This window comes from Nguyenibacter vanlangensis (assembly GCF_038719015.1).
In the GTDB taxonomy this organism is placed as follows: Bacteria; Pseudomonadota; Alphaproteobacteria; order Acetobacterales; family Acetobacteraceae; genus Gluconacetobacter; species Gluconacetobacter vanlangensis.
In genome coordinates, this window is record NZ_CP152276.1 from 1,950,130 (window position 1) to 1,966,963 (window position 16,834).

A 16,834-nucleotide genomic window follows, 5' to 3' on the forward strand; every position below is an offset into this window, starting at 1 on the left:
TCGGGACGTAGGGAGCGCTAAAAGCGCTCCTTACTCTTTGGAAGCCCCCGTGAAATCCTTCGCCACCTCCGGCTCGCCATCGTCAGGCTCGTTCGTCGGCTTTATGCGATACCAGATCGCATAGAGTGCCGGCAGGAACATCAGGATCAGCCCGGTGCCGGCCGCCGTGCCGCCGATCAGCGTATAGGCCAGCGAGCCCCAGAACACCGATTCCGTCAGCGGGATGAAAGCCAGCACGGCCGCCAGGGCCGTCAGAATAACCGGGCGGGCACGCTGCACGGTCGCCTCGACCACCGAATGGAACGGATCGAGCCCCGCCGCCTGATTGACCTTGATCTGTCCGATCAGGATCAACGTGTTGCGCATCAGGATGCCCGATAGGCCGATCAGGCCCAGGATCGCGTTGAAGCCGAACGGCTGATGAAAGATCAGCAGGGTCGGCACGGTCCCGATCAGCCCCAGCGGGGCCGTCAGGAACACCATGAACATGCCGGAGATGGACCGGGTCTCGAACACCAGGACGATCAGGGTCAGCAGGATCATCACCGGAAAGATCGGCACCAGGGCCTTGTTTGCCTTTCCGGATTCTTCCGCGTTGCCGCCGGCCTCAATACGATAGCCGGGGGGCAGCGTCGCGCGGACGGGCGCCAAAGCCTGATCGACCTCCGCCGTGACCTGCGGCGGCTGCAGGTTTTCGTCGATATCGCTCTGTACCGTGATCGTCGGGATCCGGTCGCGCCGACGCAGGATAGGGTCTTCGGCACGGATCTCGACATGACCGATCTGGCTGAGCGGTATCAATTGGCCCGTGCGGTTGCTGATGGTCATGTCACCCAGCTTCGCCGGGTCCAGACGATCGGGTCCCGCGCTGCGAACCACGAGCTCGACGGTCCGGACGTCCTCGCGAACCTGCGTGACCGGCACGCCCAGCAGCAGGAACTGGATCTGTTCGGATGCTTCCTGAGAGGACAGTCCGATCAGTTGCAGCCGCGCCTGGTCCAGCACGAAATGCGCCGTCTGTACGCGCTCACCCCAATCGGCATTGACCTGCCGCGTATGCGGATTGTTCCGCATGATCGTGCCGACCTGGGCCGCGATATCGCGCACCCGATCCGCATCCGGTCCCATGACACGGAACATGACCGGGAAATGGGTGTAGGGGCCGAAGACGAACTGCGTCACACGGATCCGGGCATCAGGCGCCATCCCCTGGGCCACGGCCTGGCGCATGCGATCGCGCAAGCGGTCGCGGTCCTGGGCACTCGGTGTCAGGACGACGATCTTCGCGAAGGAAGGGTCGGGCAGTTCGGGGTTGTACGCCAGGAAGAAACGCGGCGCACCAGCGCCCACATAGCTGGTGACGATCCTCGCCTCGGGCTGTGTCTTCAACCAGGCCTCCACACGGGCCGTGACCCGCGTGGTGGCTTCGATACTGGTACCCTCCGGCATCTGCACCTCGGCCAGCAGTTCCGGGCGGTCCGAACTGGGGAAGAATTGCTGCCGGACAGAACCCATCCCGACGAAGGCCAGCAGGAACAACGCCAGCACCGCCCCCGCGACCATGAACTTGCGGCGCACGACCCACACGACCAGACGCCGGAAGCGGCGGTAATTGGGCGTGGCGTAGATATGTTCGTAGGCGCCGTCGATCCGCTTGATGTCCGGCAGCAGCTTGACACCGAGATAGGGCGTGAACACCACGGCCACGAACCAGGAGGTCAGCAGCGCATAGCCGACGATCCAGAAAATGTTGCCGGCATACTCGCCGGCGGTCGAGCGCGCGAAGCCGACCGGGGTGAAACCGATGATCGTGACCAGCGTGCCGGCCAGCATCGGAGCCGCCGTGTGGCTCCAGGCATAGGCGGCGGCCTTCGTGCGTTCGTACCCTTCCTCCAGCTTCACCACCATCATCTCAATCGCGATGATCGCGTCATCGACCAGAAGGCCCAGCGAGATGATCAGCGCCCCCAGCGTGATACGGTCCAGCGCCCGACCTGTCACCAGCATGATGACCATGACGATCGACAGCGTCAGCGGCACGGCGGCCGCGACGACGATGCCGACCCGCCAGCCCAGGCTTACCAGGCTGACGACCATCACCACCGCGAGGGCCACGAAAAACTTCAGCATGAACTCGCCGACGGCGGCATGAATGATGCCGGCCTGGTCAACGATTTTCGTCAGCGTGACGCCGGCGGGTAGCCTCGCCCCCAGCGTCTTCTCTGCTGCGGCCAGAGACTGGCCGAGCTTCAGCCCGTTCCAGTGATCCTGCATCACGACGTTCAGCACCAGAGTCTGGGCCCCGGCATGCCTGACAAGGTAGGTCGGTGGGTCCTCATACCCCCGCTCCACCGTCGCGATGTCCGAGATCTTGAAAGTCCTGCCGCCCGCCGCGATGGGGATGTCGCGAATTTTCTCCAGGTCGTCCAGCGCGCCGTCCAGCCGCACGAAGACCTGCGGGCCGCGCGTATCGATCGAACCCGCGGCCGTCACCGCATTCTGACGCTGAAGTGCCGCGAACACGTCCTGGGCGCTGATCCCGAGCGTGAGCAGTCTGGCATTGGAAAAATTGACGAAGATCTGTTCCGGCCGTTCGCCGATAATATCAACCTTGCGCACGCCCGGCACATGCAGCAGGCGCTGCCGCACCGTTTCCGCCTGCCGGACCAGCAGGCGTTCGGGCAATCCATGACCGTCCAACGCATAGACCGCGAAATCGACATCGGAATACTCGTCATTGACGAACGGTCCCTGCACGCCCCTCGGCAGAAGGGGCATGGTGTCGTACAGCTTCTTGCGCGTCTGGTAGAATTGCTCGGGAACGGCCGCAGGCGGCGTGTTGTCCTTGAGCGTGACCATCATCAGCGCCAGGCCTGGCCGGGTCAATGTTTCCACCCGGTCGTACCATTGCAGTTCCTGCACGCGCTTTTCCAGAGGATCGGCCACCAGATCCTGCATTTCCTGCGCCGTGGCGCCTGGCCAGACAGCGGTCGCCGTCAGGGTTTTGACGGTGAATGCGGGGTCCTCGGCACGCCCGAGGCTGAAAAACGCATAAGCACCCGACAAAGCCAGTGCCACGATCAGGAACAATGTGATCCCACGCTCGCGCACCGCAAGGGCGGACAGGTTGAATCCGCTCATTGCATCGCGACCTTTGTCGAGGCGATCTGGACATGCTCGCCGACATGCAACTCGTGACCGCCGGCCGCCGCGATCAGCATGCCCGGGCGAAGATCCGCGCCGCGCGCGATCGTCGCCGTATCCTCGCCGATATGTGCGATCTGTACCGGATGAAAGCTGACCTTCGATGAGCGAGCATCCACGCTCCAGACGCCGGGCCCCTTGCCCTCGTCATCGACGGCGCCCAACGGCACGACGAGCGCGGTCGGATCGTCGCTGGCTTCAGGCAGGTGGACACGCACCGTCGCCCCCAGCGGCGCGTCCGCGCCTGGCCCGTCCATGACGTAACGGGCCTCGAACGTGCGGGTACGCGGGTCGGCGGCGTCGGACAATTGCCGCAGATGCGCGGACACACGGGAACCCTCGTCATACAGTTCAGCTTCCGCCGCGGAATGCAGGATCGGACGCACCCCTTCCGGCAGGTCGATTGCGGCCTCGCGCGGGCCGGCGTGTGCCAGCACGATCACGGTCTGGCCGGCCGCGACGACATGCCCCGGTTCCGCCAGGGTCTGGACGACGACACCGTCTTCATCCGCCCGCAGCAGGGAATAATCGTCTTGGTTGCGAGCAATCTTCTCCTGCGCGATCGCCGCGTCCAGTTGCGCGCGGGCGCTGTCCGCTGCGGCCTTCACCTGATCGTAGGCCGAGGCCGCCACGGCACCGGTCGCGACAAGGCCGCGATAGCGACGCTCATCCGCCGCAGCCTGGACCCAACGGGCATGCAACGATGCCACACTGCCGACCTGAGTCGTCACGGCATGGAGGTAATCCGTCGGGTCCAGGCGCATCAGCACCTGCCCCTTTGAGACAGTCTGTCCCGTGTCGACCAGGCGTTCGACGATCTTGCCGGACACGCGAAAGCCGAGATCGCTTTGGACGCGGGCCGCTACGACCCCCGTGTAGACATGCTCGGCAGTCGCTACGGATTCGATCCGCACCGTCTCCACGATACGGTCGGCCGTGCGCGGATCAGGATCGTCTTTGGGCTTGCAGGCCGACAGCCCGAAAACGGTGCAGATGCCGGCCGCTGCAAAAAGGGATAGGCGTGTTCCAGCCATGTTCGGGCTCCCAACGGGTTTGGAAGCCCAAATTGTACACGAGTGACCGTATTGTCAATTGGTCACATAAAGCCCCATGCTAAATTCACGGCGCGAGGCTTCTCAAGACGAGACTGGCCAGCGTCGCCGCATCATCGTCCAGCGTGTCCATGTGCTGTTCGAGCAGGAGGGGATGATAGATCGACTGCAGGACCAGCATGATGGCGTGACAGGTCTCATCAACGGGCGTCTTGCGCTCGAACTCGCCGCCCTCGCGGCCTTCGCGGATCAGGTGCTCGACCATACCACGCAATGCATCGGCAAAACTCCTGGCAGACGTCCACTCCTCCTCCACCGCCGAATAGACGATGTCGTGCAATTTGCGTTCGTGCGAAAACAGCGCAACCGTATTGCGCGCCAGAGCAAGGAAAACCCTGCGCATTCTGTCGGAAGCCGGCTTGTCGTCCTCGACGATCGCCTCGATATCCGCGCGCATCTTGCCGTGCTGGAGCGCGCAGATCGCCTCGCCGATCGCCTTCTTCGATTCAAAGAATTTATAGATATAGGCTTTCGACAGACCGATGGCGTCGGCCAGATCGGCCATCGTGGTCTTCTTGTATCCGTAATGCCCGAAATGCTCGATGGCCGCCGTCATGATCTGATCCCGGCGCTCGTGATCGACCGGGCCACGTTGTCCAGTGTGAGGCGCGCGCATCCTGTTTCCCCTGGCTGAATTTGACGTCTTAGATAAGATACAGGCGGCGAATTGACAACGAGTGACTGTTATGTATATCAGTCACTCGACTACAGCCGGACAACGCATGTCCGAGGCTTATCAGAGGTCGAACGCCATGAATCCCACGCTTCCTGCAACAAGGCGGAACACGGCACCTCCGCGCCACCGGGCAACGACCGGATTGCTGAAGCCGGCCATCGCGCTCTCCGTTGCAATGATGATGTCCGCATGTGCGGTCGGCCCGGATTACAGGGCGCCGGATGTGCGTCTCCGTCCTTTTCACAGTGCGGCAGCCATCGGCGCCCGGCACGCCACGGCGGCACCGTCGCTCGACGCATGGTGGGAGGGATTTCACGATCCTGAACTGGTGCGCATCGAACAGCGTGTGCTGATCCAGAATTTGGATCTCGCGGCCGCCATGGCCCGCGTCCGCCAGGCGCAGGGCGCCGCGGAAGCGGCCACCGCACGCCTGTTGCCGACGCTGGATTTCGCCCCGCAGGCCTCCGCGAACCGGTTGTCGCAGGAGGGGCTGATCGGCCATGTCGTACGGACCGTCCCCGGTTTCCACCGTGACTATCGCACTTATGACGTCAGCGGCGCGGCAAGCTGGGAAATCGATTTGTTCGGCGGCCTCAGGCGCGGGCAGGAAGCCGCGCGGGACGAGGAAGAGGCCGCGCAGGTGGAACGCGTGGGTGAGCGTATCACCGTGGCGGCCGACGCCGCCGACGCTTATTTCCAGATCCGGGGAGACCAGGCACGGCTGGCCGTCGCGGAACAGCAGATTACCGTGGACGCCCATCTGCTGGATCTGGTTCGCCAGCGACGCACGCGGGGTATTTCGAACGAGCGGGAGCTCGCCCAGGCCGAAGCGTTGCTGCAATCCGCGCGCCAGACCGTACCGTTGATCCGCATTGCCCTCGAAGCCCAGCTCAATCGTCTTGACGTGCTGATGGGCGCGCAGCCCGGCAGCTATGCCGCCGAGTTGGGAAGGCCGTCCGACATCCCGGCCGTTCCGTCCATCGGCGGTAGCGACAAGCCCACGGACATGCTGCGTCGCCGGCCCGACATTCTGGCGGCCGAACGCCGTCTGGCGGCATCGAACGCACGGATCGGCGAGGCGCTGGGCGATTACTATCCCAAATTGTCACTCACCGGAATTCTGGGCTTTCAAAGCCTCAGTCCCAACAAACTTTTCACAGCACCCGGTTTTCAGGCGACGGGATCCGGAGCAATTCGCTGGCGGATCTTCGATTTCGGCAAGATCGACGCCGAGGTGCAGCAGGCACGGGGCGCCAATGCCGAGGCTCTGGCGCGCTACCGGCTGACGGTCCTGCATGCGGCCGAAGATGTAGAAAATGCTTTCACGACCCTAGTGCAGACGGAGCAGCGCACAGGCGACCTGCAGACTGAAGTCGCCTCGCTGACCCGCGCGCGCGATCTTTCCCAGCAATCCTTCCAGGCGGGTGTCATTCCTTTGACGGACGTGCTTGACGCAGATCGGCAACTTCTGGACTCGCAGGATCAACTGGCCCTCAACCGGGCAAACGCGGCCCGCGCGGCCGTAAGTTCATTCAGAGCGCTGGGTGGAGGCTGGCCCACATGACGGAGTTGATCCGGCAGGCGTGGCAGAAGATAGGCTCTTTGCTCTTCTGCATGATGATCGTCCTGCTTGTTCGAGGCGCCGCGATCGTGACCCACACTCGCTCGCGTCATGCAAAGCGGAGATCTTGAATATTTCAAGCTTGCCGTGGAGGCCGGCAGTCTGACACGGGCAGCCATGATTCGTGGCGTGAGAGTTTCTACCTTCGCCCGTGCCATCGACAGGCTCGAAGATGAGCTTGGCGTCACCCTCTTGGAGCGAAACCACACCGGGATTCGTCTGACGGCAGCCGGGAGCGTGGTATTCCAGAGAATTTCCTTTTTGCTCGATGATCTCGATGAGGTCAAATCCTTGTGCGAGATACTTGGAACGGGCCACCGGGGAGTCGTTCGGATCGGCAGCCTGCTACCTCCAGTCGGCGGGAGGTTCAAGCTTGTGTTATCGGCTTGGAAGAGAAAACATCCCGACATAAGGATAATTTTTCATGAGATGGGAACACGAGATCTTCGGTCTGCGTTGTTTCGGAATCGTTTGGACGTGATTTTCTTTACACCATACGTTCGATCCGATGCCATAGAATCTCTCCCGTTTTTCAACGAAAATCTGGTTTTGGCGTTACCAAGCGAGCACCCGTTAGGCCGCCGCAGGAGCCTGACATGTGATGAGGTACGGAATGAAACATTCCTGGTCCAAGATTGGGGACGCGATTATAGCATAAGGGACCATTATACTGAGATTTTGGGCAAGGATGTCACCATCGAAACGCATCCGGCCGGAAAGCAATCGGTATTCGCGCTTGTAAGCGCAGGATATGGTGTGACACTCGCCGTTAAAAGCCAGGCGGAGCGAGGCTTTCCGGGCGTCATTTTCCGGGCGCTTCGGAGGAGTGATGCCCACCTCAAAATTCACCTTGGCTGGGATGCCAACCGCCAGGATGCGGTTACGGGGCGTTTCGTCGCCTTTATCCGCGATCTTGTTCGGCAGAGCTGATGCGAGGACGCCGTGCCTTGGAAAACGCTCTGTCACCTTCCATGAAGCGCGCAAGCATCGGCGCAATCAGCTTTGCCGGCACGATTTCGGCCTGGCCGCTCTCACGCGCCAGCAGCCGCCCGTATTCGACCAGATCGCGATGCACTGCGGCAGGAAGTTCCACGGTGAGCCGCACCGGCTTGTCATCCGCGATCGGCCCAAGCCGGAGTTTCGTCATCGGGAAACCTCCTGTCCATAGGGGGTGAGCACCAGGTCACGATGCACCATCACCCGCACCGGGAAGCCGGGCCGGATGATGTTGGTGGGCTGGATATTCAGCGAGCGTCCGACGATCTGCTCGCCAATCTGGTTGAAGCCTTGCGAGCCGCCGGTGCGCAGGGCCTGGGCAATGCCATTACCGCCGCTAATATCCGCTTCGGAACCCACACTAAGGATGGTCGAGACCAGAGCGGCCTTGAACACCTCGCCCCAATGGTTGTCGGTCTGGTCCTGCAACCCGGCGTAGCCGGCCGCATCCGCAGCCGGTTCGTTCTCCAGCACGATCGAATCAGTCGTCCCGCGCATCAGCCGGGTCCAGACCAGCAGCACACGGGTCTGCCCGTAGGCGATCTGGGAATCATAGCGGCCGATCAGCTTCGCTCCCTGCGGGATCAGCAGGATATGCCCGGTCGGAGAGTCATAGACGTTCTCCGTCACCTGGGCGGTGACCTCGCCCGGCAGGTCCGAACGGATACCGGTGATCAGCGCACCGGGTATGATCGAGCCCGCCTGGAGCACGTAAGGGCTGGCAGCCGGCGTCAGACGCTCGGCGCTGACGGTGCGGTGATCGACCGGGCCGTCGAGGAATGCCTGCTTGCGATCGGCAGGAGCGCCGCTGGACTGGGCCGCGGTCGCGCCCGCTGCCGCCGGCGTCGCAACATCCCGACCCATCTGTGTCTGGGTGAACAGATGGCTGACCCGCGCCGCTTCCTGCTCCTGGGCGATGCGCTGCTTTTCCGGGTCGGCCGGTGCCGCCGGTGTCGCCATACCGGGCGCGCTCACACCCGCCCGTAGCAACGGCCCTCCAAGGTCGCCGGGCAACGGCGGTCCGAGGCGCGGCGGATGGCTATAGTCTCCCGGCAGATTGGCCAACCCGTCGGGCGTGGTGCGACTGCCGGTATTGTAGAGTTCGGCGTTGCTCTTCGGTGGCACTGGCTTCAGCGCCAGATAAAGCGCGCCGCCGATGCTGCCCACGGCGATGACCGACAGGCCGAGAATCACCTTGCGCGACAGCCGCGTGACCGGCGGCCGGGTTGCCCGCAGCCGCATCTCGCCCGGCGGCCTGACGGCGGCCCCTGGCGTTTCGGTGCCGCCATTTCCGGCGCTTTCGCTCATGACCGCCGCGTCCCGTCGGTGCGGACAATGCGCACGACCTGCTGATGCTTCGCCCCCAGCCGCAGTTCGGCGGCGGCAAACAGGCGATCGACGATCATCCGATTGCCGCGCACCCGGTAGTTCACCAACTGGCCGTCGCCCTGCGGGCCGATCACCCACAATGGCGGCATCTCGCCCTGGGCAATGCCAGTGGGAAACTCGATGATGACCTGCCGCCCGTCATCGAATGCCCGCAATGGGCGCCACGGCGCCTCGTCGCCCTCGACCCGGTAGCGGAAATTCAGCGCGTCGAGATCGACACCGGTCACGACCGAAGCCGCGAGATCCGCGTCACGATCCTGGCCGCGCAGGGCGACAATCTGGTCCTGCGGATAGTCCCAGGACACCGAGGCCATATAGGTCCACTCATCGGAGCGCAGTTCCAGATGATAGGTCCGCCGGTTGGTATTGATGACCAGGTTGGTGGCCAGGTCCGGGCGGGTCGGCTTGAGCAGGATATGAATCCGCGTGCCCGCCCCTGCCCCGCTCTCGGTGCCGCCGATAATCCAGCGTACGGTATCGCCGGCAGCGACCGGACCGGAGCCGACCAGCTTTTCGCCGGGCTGCAGCGCGATATCGGTGATCTCCCCCGGCGCCGCGTAGAGCTGATAGAGCGCGCCCTCGGAGAACGGATAGACCTGGATCGCATTGAGATAGCCGGCCCGCGTCGGCTGGATCCGTGCCGCACTGTTGGCGCGCTCGACCCGCTGATGGGGATCCGTCGGTTCCGGCGCCGCGTGGCGGTATGGGATCGGCTTGAGCTGTCCCGGCAGCGGCAGAGGCTCTGGCAGCGCCACCACCTGCACCGGCTTGGGCGGCTCGGGCATCAGGACCGCCGGCCTGGGCGTATCGTCGTATCTGATGGCAGGCGGCTTCCATGAGGAGCAGGCCGCAAGCGGCGCCAGCAGGATCAAGAACGGCGCGATGGTGTTGAGGGTGCGCATCAGCCGAGTTCCCTGGACCAGTTGAGGGCGTGGATGTAGATGCCGAGCGGGTTCTTGCGCAGCCGCTCGGCATCGGTGGGGGTAGTGACGACGATGGTCAGGATCGCGCTCCAGCGCTCGGTGGCGGCCAGCGCACCGTCGACATAACGGCGCTCGATCCATTCCACCCGGAAGCTGTCGTCGGAGGCGCGGATGACGCTGGCGATCTCGACCGCCACCTGCATCTTGCCGATTCGGCTGAACGGGTCGCTGGTGCGGGCATAATCGTTCAGGGCCAGAGCGCCGCGATCGGTGACGTAGTTATAGGCGTCGAGCCAGTTCTGGCGCAGCACCACCGGATCGGCCGGAATGCCGCGCACCTCGGAGATGAAGCGCGCCAGATACCAAGCGATCTGCGGATCGGTCGGCCGATAGGCAGCGGTCGCCGGACCGACGGCCTGCGCCTGGCCGAGATGGTCGATCTGCACCACCCAGGGAGTGATGGTGCCGCGCAGCGACTGCCAGACCAGCCCGGCGCCCAGGCCGCCGCTCAAAGCGAGACAGCCGAAGAAGGCCAGCCGCCAGTTGCGCGCCTGGACACGGGCTGAGCCGATGCGGTCGTCCCAGACCTGACCGGCCTTGTGATAGGGCGTCTCGGGCTCCGGTGTGTTGCCGAAACGCATGGTGGGGCGGCGGAACATGGTTATTCTCCTTCCGAGAGATCGACGTCATGGCCACCGCTGGGCCGGTCTCCGCCCTTGATCGCCTGCGCGGCGGCATCAGCCCCGCCCTTGATCCGGTTGTTGCGCTGCATCCGGCTGGCCCAGGCCGGTGGTTTGCCGGCCGCACCCGCTCCACCGCCACCAGCACCCGAAGCGGTCGCACCACCAGCGCCGCCGGTCGCGGCCGCCCCGCCGGCCTGATAGCTGGTGCGGACACTGGCCGCCGCCCTGCGCAACGGACTGGCGGCGGCAGACAATCCAGTCCTGGCGACACCGGCCGCGCCGCCAGCGCGATAGGCGGCGGTGGTGCCGCCGGCGACAAAGGCGCCGCCACGCACGGCGGCTGCCGCAGCCCCCACGGCAAGACCAGCACCCGACGCGGCCGCCACACCAGCGCCGACCACCCCGGCCGCAGTGGCGACGGCGGAGCCCGCGCCCAGTTGCGGACCTCCGGCGATCAGGCCGTTGGCCAATGCCGGGCCGAACACGGTCAGGCCGAGCAAGGTCAGGGAGGCGAGAATCAGGGTCAGCGCATCATTGATGGTGGGCGGATTATTGAAACCGCTGGTGAACTGGCCGAACACCGTCGAGCCGATGCCGACGATGACGGCCAGCATCAGCACCTTGATCCCGGACGACACCACGTTGCCCAGCACCTTCTCGGCGAGGAAGGCGGTGCGGCCGAACAGGCCGAACGGCACCAGTACGAACCCGGCGAGCGTGGTCAGCTTGAACTCGATCAGCGCCACGAAGAGCTGAATCGCCATGACGAAGAAGCTGATGACCACGATCAGCCAGGCAATCAGTAGCACCGCGATCTGGATCGCATTGTTGAAGATGGCGACAAACCCGACCAGCGAGGAGATCGAGGTCAGGATCGGCTTGCCGGCATCGATGCCGACCTGCGCCAGCCGACCGGGCTGGAGAAGCTGCGCCTGGGTGAGATGACCACCGCCGGCCTCGATGCCGAGCCCGGCAAAGGATTCATAGATGATCCGTGCCAGCCCGTTGAAGTTGCCGATAATGAAAGCAAACAGTCCGATGAACAGGGTCTTGCGGACCAGCCGCGCCAGCACGTCCTCATCCGGCGCCAGCGCCCAGAACAGCCCGGCCAGGGTGATGTCGATGGTGATCAACACACCGGCGAGCCAGTGAACATCGCCCTGCACCAGACCGAAGCCGGAATCGATATACTGGGTGAAGATGGCAAGGAAATTGTCGATGACGCCGGTGCCCTGCTGCATGGCGTCACCGTGTCACGTCGGGCGAGAAGAAGCGCTTGCGACTCTCGGCCCAGATCGCGACACAAGCCGGATCGCCGTCGGCCTTCATGCCCAGCGCCTGACAGCGCGCCAGATCCGAGGCGAGTGCGTCATGGTCCGATTGCATAACCACTGCCGCATGCGACGCCTGGTCCCGCTCCGCTTCCCGGCGGGCGTGCAGGGCCGATGCCATGAGCAGGGCGATCAGCAGAATAATGCCGATCGCCCGCCCCATCGTCGGCGCATCGGGTCGACGCCAGCGCATCAGTGGAACATCTGCGCGGTGCCAGGCGTGTAGCCGGTACCGTAATTGAGGAAATTCGTCAGTTGTGCCCTGCCCTGCTCCTCGCTCTCGACCTGACGCGCGCCTTCCAGCGCCTGGGCGCGGCCCATCGCCGTGACGACCGCGGTGAGATCGGCAAGCTGGCGCGTCTGCAGCGCGGCAAGCTGGTTCCCCGATTGCGCGGCCTGCAAGGCGCCGGTGGCCGCCTGGCTCGAGGTGACCAGACTGTCGATCTGGCTGCGCGTGGCCTCGAGATTCTCCACCGCCCCGGTCTGCACGCGCAGCCCGTCCTGATAGGCGCCCCGCGCGTTCTGCCATCGCGTCTGGGCGTCGGCGGTCATCTGCGCCGCCGAACTCGGGCTCGCCAGCGCCTGCGGATAGGTCTGGGTGAAGGCCTGATCGATGCTGGTCAGGTTATAGGAGAGCCCCTGCGCCTGGCCGACGATCTGCTCGGTCTGCTGGATTGATTGCTCCAAGGGAGCCAGCACCGAGAGCGGCAGATTGGCGAGGTTGCGGGCCTGGTTCTCCAGCATGGTCGCCTCATTGAGCAGGCTCTGCGCCTGCTGGTTGACCTGCTGCAATTCCCGCGCCGCGATCAGCACCGTCTGGACATGGGCCGCACCGTCATAGACCGCCCATTGCGCCTGGGCCGGGCTGCTCACAGAAAACGGCAGCACCAGGACAGCGCCAAATAGGAAAGCCGTTTTCATTGTCTGCGTGTTTTTCATGATCCCTCTCCCGGCCTGAGCATTTCGATCGCCCAGTCCACGCCCCTGTGCGTCAGCCACGCGGCCGCAAAACCATCACGGCCGTGCCGGGCGAAGATCCGGTCGATCGCGACCTGGTCGTCGGGCGACGACGCGGCGGTGAAGGCCAGCGCCACCTCAGACAGGCCGAGATCGAACAGCCGGTTGCCCCGCCGGGACTGGCAGTAATAGTCGCGCTTGGGCGTGGCCCGGCTGAGGATCTCGATCTGGCGGTCGTTCAACCCGAACCGGCGATAGATGGCGGTGATCTGCGGCTCCAGCGCCCGGTCATTGGGCAGGAACACCCGCGTCGGGCAGCTTTCGATCAGGGCCGGTGCGATCGGACTGGCGTCGATATCGGCCAGCGACTGGGTGGCGAAGATGACGGAGGCGTTCTTCTTGCGCAGCGTCTTCAGCCATTCCCGGAGTTGCCCGGCGAAGGCGCGATCATCCAGCGCCAGCCAGCCCTCGTCGATGATCAGCAACGTCGGGCTGCCGTCGAAGCGATCTTCGATGCGGTGGAACAGATAGGACAGCACGGCGGACGCGGCACCCGAACCGATCAGACCCTCGATCTCGAAGGCCTGGATATCGGCGACACCAAGACGCTCATGTTCAGCGTCGAGCAACTGTCCCCACGGACCGCCGACACAATAAGGTTGGAGCGCCTGCTTCAGCGCCAGTGACTGGAGCAGCGCCGACAGGCCGGTAATGGTGCGTTCCGCGACCGGGGCCGAACCCAGCGAGGTCAACGCCGACCACAGATGCTCCTTGAGGTCGGGGGCGACGGTGACGCCCTCGCGCTCCAGCAGGCTCGCGACCCATTCCGCCGCCCAGGCCCGATCACCCGGCTCGTCGACCCGCGCCAGCGGCTGCAACGCGACAGGGTCGTTGCCATCCTGTGCCAGCGCGCCACCGAGATCATGCCAGTCGCCACCCATCGCCAGCGTTGCCGCACGGATCGAGCCACCGAAATCGAAGGCGAAGATCCGGGCGCCGGCATAGCGACGGAACTGCATCGCCATGAAGGCCAGCAGCACGGACTTGCCGGCACCCGTCGGCCCGGCGATCAGCGTGTGGCCGACATCGCCGACATGCAGCGCGAAGCGGAACGGGGTCGAACCCTCGGTACGGGCATAGAACAGCGGCGGAGCGTCAAAATGCCCGTCCCGCTCCGGCCCGGCCCATACGGCGGAGAGCGGAATCATATGCGCGAGATTCAGGGTCGAGACACAGGGCTGGCGGACATTGGCGTAGACATGACCCGGCAGGCTGCCGAACCAGGCCTCGAGCGCGTTCACCGTCTCACGCATGCAGGTGAAGTCGCGACCCTGGATGGTCTTCTCCACCAGCCGCAGCCGGTCGGCGGCGGCGGTCGGATCCTCGTCCCATACCGTGACGGTGGCGGTGACATAGGCTTGCCCGACCTGGTCGGTGCCGAGTTCCTGCAGGGCGGCATCGGCGTCGGCCGCCTTGTTGGCGGCATCGGAATCGAGCAGCACCGACGCCTCATTGGTCATCACCTCCTTGAGGATAGCCATGATGGATTTGCGCTTGGCGAACCACTGTCGCCGGATCCGGCCCAGTACTTTCGTGGCATCGGTGCGGTCGAGGCAGATCGCCCGCGTCGACCAGCGATAGGGAAAGGCCAGCCGGTTCAGTTCATCCAGCAGGCCGGGCCAGGTCTGGGTCGGGAAGCCGGTGACGGTGAGCGTGCGCAGGTGGGCATCGCCCAGGCGGGGTTCCAGGCCGCCAGTCAGTTCCTCATCGACCAGGATCGCATCGAGGTGCATCGGGATTTCCGGCACCCGCACCCGCTGCATGCGCGTGGAGATGCAGGAATGGAGATAGGTCAGGGTTTCGCCGTCATCGAGCCAGTCGGCCTCCGGCATGAAGCCGTCGAGCAACGCCATTACCCGGTCAGTCTGGTCGATGAAACCTGCGACCACGGCCTGCCACTCGGAGCCGCCACTGGCGCGGTTCTCATAGAGCCAGGCTTCCGCGCGGGCCGCATCGTCCGCCGGTGGCAGCCAGACCAGGGTCAGGAAATAGCGGCTCTCGTAATGCGCGCCCTCTTCCTCGAACTGCGCGCGGCGCTCGGCGTCGACCAGTTCGGAGGCCGGATCCGGGAATGGGCTGGCGGGATAGCCGCGTGCTTGCCGACGCTGCGCCTCGACAAAAATGGCCCAGCCGGAACCGAGCCGGCGCAAGGCATTATTCAGCCGGGACGTGATGGCGACCAGTTCGGACGCGGTCGAGGACTCCAGGTCTGGACCACGAAAGCGCGCGGTGCGCTGGAAGGCACCGTCCTTGTTCAGCACCACGCCCCCGGCGACCAGCACCGCCCAGGGCAGGAAATCGGCCAGCCGGTCGCGGCGATGGCGGTATTCGGCGAGGTTCAGCATAGCGCCCTCACCCGACCAGATGGGTGGGATAGCGCAGATGCCGCCGCACCACGTCGACGAACGCGGGATCCCGCTTGGCCGCCCAGACCGCGGCGAGATGGCCGACCAGCCAGAAGATCCCGCCGGCGATCCACAGCCGCAGCCCGAGGCCGACTGCCGCCGACAGCGTGCCGTTGACGATCGCCACCGCGCGCGGCGCCCCGCCGAGCAGGATCGGCTCGATCAGGGCGCGATGCACCGGGGCAGTGAAGCCGGGGATGGTGTCCGGTTCCATCAGATGAGTGCCCCGCCCGAGAAGGAGAAGAAGGACAGGAAGAAGCTGGACGCGGCGAAGGCGATCGACAGGCCGAAGACGATCTGGATCAGGCGGCGGAAGCCGCCCGACGTCTCGCCGAAGGCCAGGGTCAGACCGGTCACGGTAATGATGATCACCGAGATGATCTTGGCCACCGGCCCCTGCACGGATTCCAGGATCTCGTTGAGCGGGGTTTCCCACGGCATGCTGGAGCCCGAGGCGTAGGCCGGCGCCGACAGCAGGGCGAGCGAGAGGGTGGCGCCAGCCACGGCAAAGCGGTGGCGCAGGGCAATCATGCTTGTCATGACGGATCTCCGGCGGATGCGAGGATGTAGTCCCCGTCCGGGGCCAGGCCCCCGACGGTGGCGAGTTCGGCCAGCCGACGTGCGTTGCCGCGCCCGGACAGCACCGCGATCACGTCGATGGTCTCGGCGATCAGGGCGCGCGGCACGGTGACGACGGCTTCCTGGATCAGCTGCTCCAGCCGACGCAGGGCGCCGATCGCCGAACCCGCATGCAGGGTGCCGACGCCGCCGGGATGGCCGGTGCCCCAGGCCTTGAGCAGGTCCAGCGCCTCGGCGCCGCGCACCTCGCCGATCGGAATCCGGTCGGGACGCAGGCGCAGCGAAGAGCGCACCAGGTCGGAGAGCGAGGCTGCACCGTCCCTGGTGCGCAGGGCGACCAGATTGGGGGCCGCGCATTGCAATTCGCGGGTGTCCTCGATCAGCACCACCCGGTCGCCAGTCTGCGCGATCTCGGCCAGCAGGGCATTGACCAGTGTGGTCTTGCCGGTGGAGGTGCCGCCGGCAACCAGGATGTTCTTCCGCTCGGCGACGGCGCGGCGCAGAAACGCGGCCTGTGCGGCGGTCATGATCCCGGACGCCACGTAATCGTCGAGCGAGAACACCGCGATGGCCGGGCGCCGGATCGCGAAGCAGGGCGCGGCCACTACTGGCGGCACCAGCCCCTCGAACCGCTCCCCGCTTCCCGGCAGCTCGGCGGAGACACGCGGACTGCCCGGATGGACCTCGGCCCCGACATGGTGGGCGACCAGGCGGACGATCCGCTCGGCGTCGGCGGGCGTGATCCGGGTGCCGGTGTCCTCCATCCCGCCGGCCAGCCGGTCGATCCACAGTCGACCATCGGGATTGAGCATCACCTCGGCGATCGACGGATCATCGAGATGCCCGGCAATTGCCGGGCCGAGGGCGGTGCGCAGCATGCGCGTGCCACGGGCGACGG

Annotated in this window: 16 protein-coding genes; 2 read left to right on the forward strand and 14 right to left on the reverse strand. The window is 65.2% G+C overall.

Annotated features, from left to right (window positions below; genetic code table 11):
• Window positions 1-30 precede the first annotated feature (30 nt).
• The 3 genes from AAC691_RS09030 to AAC691_RS09040 form a co-directional block, all read right to left on the reverse strand.
• Complete coding sequence (locus tag AAC691_RS09030) at window positions 31-3,141, reverse strand: efflux RND transporter permease subunit (protein ID WP_342629798.1); 3,111 nt, start codon at window positions 3,139-3,141, stop codon at window positions 31-33.
• The gene (locus AAC691_RS09035; RefSeq protein WP_183009818.1) at window positions 3,138-4,238 is read right to left on the reverse strand and encodes an efflux RND transporter periplasmic adaptor subunit; all 1,101 of its coding nucleotides are present in this window, start codon (window positions 4,236-4,238) and stop codon (window positions 3,138-3,140) included. The genes AAC691_RS09030 and AAC691_RS09035 overlap by 4 nt, the downstream gene beginning before the upstream one ends.
• Window positions 4,239-4,323: 85 nt before the next feature.
• Entirely contained in the window at window positions 4,324-4,872 is a 549-nt protein-coding gene (locus tag AAC691_RS09040) for a TetR/AcrR family transcriptional regulator (protein WP_259654797.1), read from the reverse strand.
• 166 nt (window positions 4,873-5,038) lie between these two features.
• Here AAC691_RS09040 and AAC691_RS09045 point away from each other — a divergent pair, with 166 nt between their 5' ends.
• Window positions 5,039-6,556 (forward strand): efflux transporter outer membrane subunit, encoded by a 1,518-nt coding sequence (locus AAC691_RS09045; protein WP_342629799.1) that lies wholly within the window; start codon window positions 5,039-5,041, stop codon window positions 6,554-6,556.
• A 108-nt stretch (window positions 6,557-6,664) separates the two neighbouring features.
• A complete protein-coding gene (locus tag AAC691_RS09050) occupies window positions 6,665-7,543 on the forward strand; it encodes a LysR family transcriptional regulator (protein WP_183009820.1) in 879 nt (292 codons plus the stop codon).
• Here AAC691_RS09050 and AAC691_RS09055 read toward each other — a convergent pair.
• Genes AAC691_RS09055 through trbB form a run of 11 tightly spaced genes read right to left on the reverse strand, consistent with a single transcriptional unit; the run spans window position 7,515 to window position 16,814 of the window.
• Complete coding sequence (locus AAC691_RS09055; RefSeq protein WP_183009821.1) at window positions 7,515-7,760, reverse strand: DUF2274 domain-containing protein; 246 nt, start codon at window positions 7,758-7,760, stop codon at window positions 7,515-7,517. The genes AAC691_RS09050 and AAC691_RS09055 overlap by 29 nt on opposite strands.
• Entirely contained in the window at window positions 7,757-8,917 is a 1,161-nt protein-coding gene (locus AAC691_RS09060; RefSeq protein WP_342629800.1) for a TrbI/VirB10 family protein, read from the reverse strand. The genes AAC691_RS09055 and AAC691_RS09060 overlap by 4 nt, the downstream gene beginning before the upstream one ends.
• Entirely contained in the window at window positions 8,914-9,900 is a 987-nt protein-coding gene (gene trbG, locus AAC691_RS09065; protein ID WP_342629801.1) for a P-type conjugative transfer protein TrbG, read from the reverse strand. The genes AAC691_RS09060 and trbG overlap by 4 nt, the downstream gene beginning before the upstream one ends.
• Window positions 9,900-10,580 (reverse strand): conjugal transfer protein TrbF, encoded by a 681-nt coding sequence (trbF, locus tag AAC691_RS09070; protein WP_342629802.1) that lies wholly within the window; start codon window positions 10,578-10,580, stop codon window positions 9,900-9,902. The genes trbG and trbF overlap by 1 nt, the downstream gene beginning before the upstream one ends.
• 2 nt (window positions 10,581-10,582) lie before the next feature.
• Window positions 10,583-11,845 carry a P-type conjugative transfer protein TrbL gene (gene trbL, locus AAC691_RS09075; protein WP_342629803.1) on the reverse strand — a complete coding sequence of 421 codons (1,263 nt, stop codon included), beginning with the start codon at window positions 11,843-11,845 and terminating at the stop codon, window positions 10,583-10,585.
• A 4-nt stretch (window positions 11,846-11,849) separates the two neighbouring features.
• Window positions 11,850-12,128 (reverse strand): putative entry exclusion protein TrbK-alt, encoded by a 279-nt coding sequence (gene trbK-alt, locus AAC691_RS09080; protein ID WP_182998009.1) that lies wholly within the window; start codon window positions 12,126-12,128, stop codon window positions 11,850-11,852.
• Window positions 12,128-12,874 (reverse strand): P-type conjugative transfer protein TrbJ, encoded by a 747-nt coding sequence (gene trbJ, locus AAC691_RS09085; RefSeq protein ID WP_342629804.1) that lies wholly within the window; start codon window positions 12,872-12,874, stop codon window positions 12,128-12,130. The genes trbK-alt and trbJ overlap by 1 nt, the downstream gene beginning before the upstream one ends.
• The gene (gene trbE, locus AAC691_RS09090; protein ID WP_342629805.1) at window positions 12,871-15,297 is read right to left on the reverse strand and encodes a conjugal transfer protein TrbE; all 2,427 of its coding nucleotides are present in this window, start codon (window positions 15,295-15,297) and stop codon (window positions 12,871-12,873) included. Before trbE ends, trbJ begins: the two co-directional genes overlap by 4 nt.
• Window positions 15,298-15,304: 7 nt before the next feature.
• Window positions 15,305-15,571, reverse strand: a complete 267-nt coding sequence (locus AAC691_RS09095) for a VirB3 family type IV secretion system protein (RefSeq protein WP_342629806.1) — start codon at window positions 15,569-15,571, stop codon at window positions 15,305-15,307.
• Window positions 15,571-15,897 carry a TrbC/VirB2 family protein gene (locus AAC691_RS09100; protein ID WP_182959357.1) on the reverse strand — a complete coding sequence of 109 codons (327 nt, stop codon included), beginning with the start codon at window positions 15,895-15,897 and terminating at the stop codon, window positions 15,571-15,573. Before AAC691_RS09100 ends, AAC691_RS09095 begins: the two co-directional genes overlap by 1 nt.
• Complete coding sequence (trbB, locus tag AAC691_RS09105; protein ID WP_408906102.1) at window positions 15,894-16,814, reverse strand: P-type conjugative transfer ATPase TrbB; 921 nt, start codon at window positions 16,812-16,814, stop codon at window positions 15,894-15,896. The genes AAC691_RS09100 and trbB overlap by 4 nt, the downstream gene beginning before the upstream one ends.
• Between the last annotated feature and the right edge of the window lie 20 nt (window positions 16,815-16,834).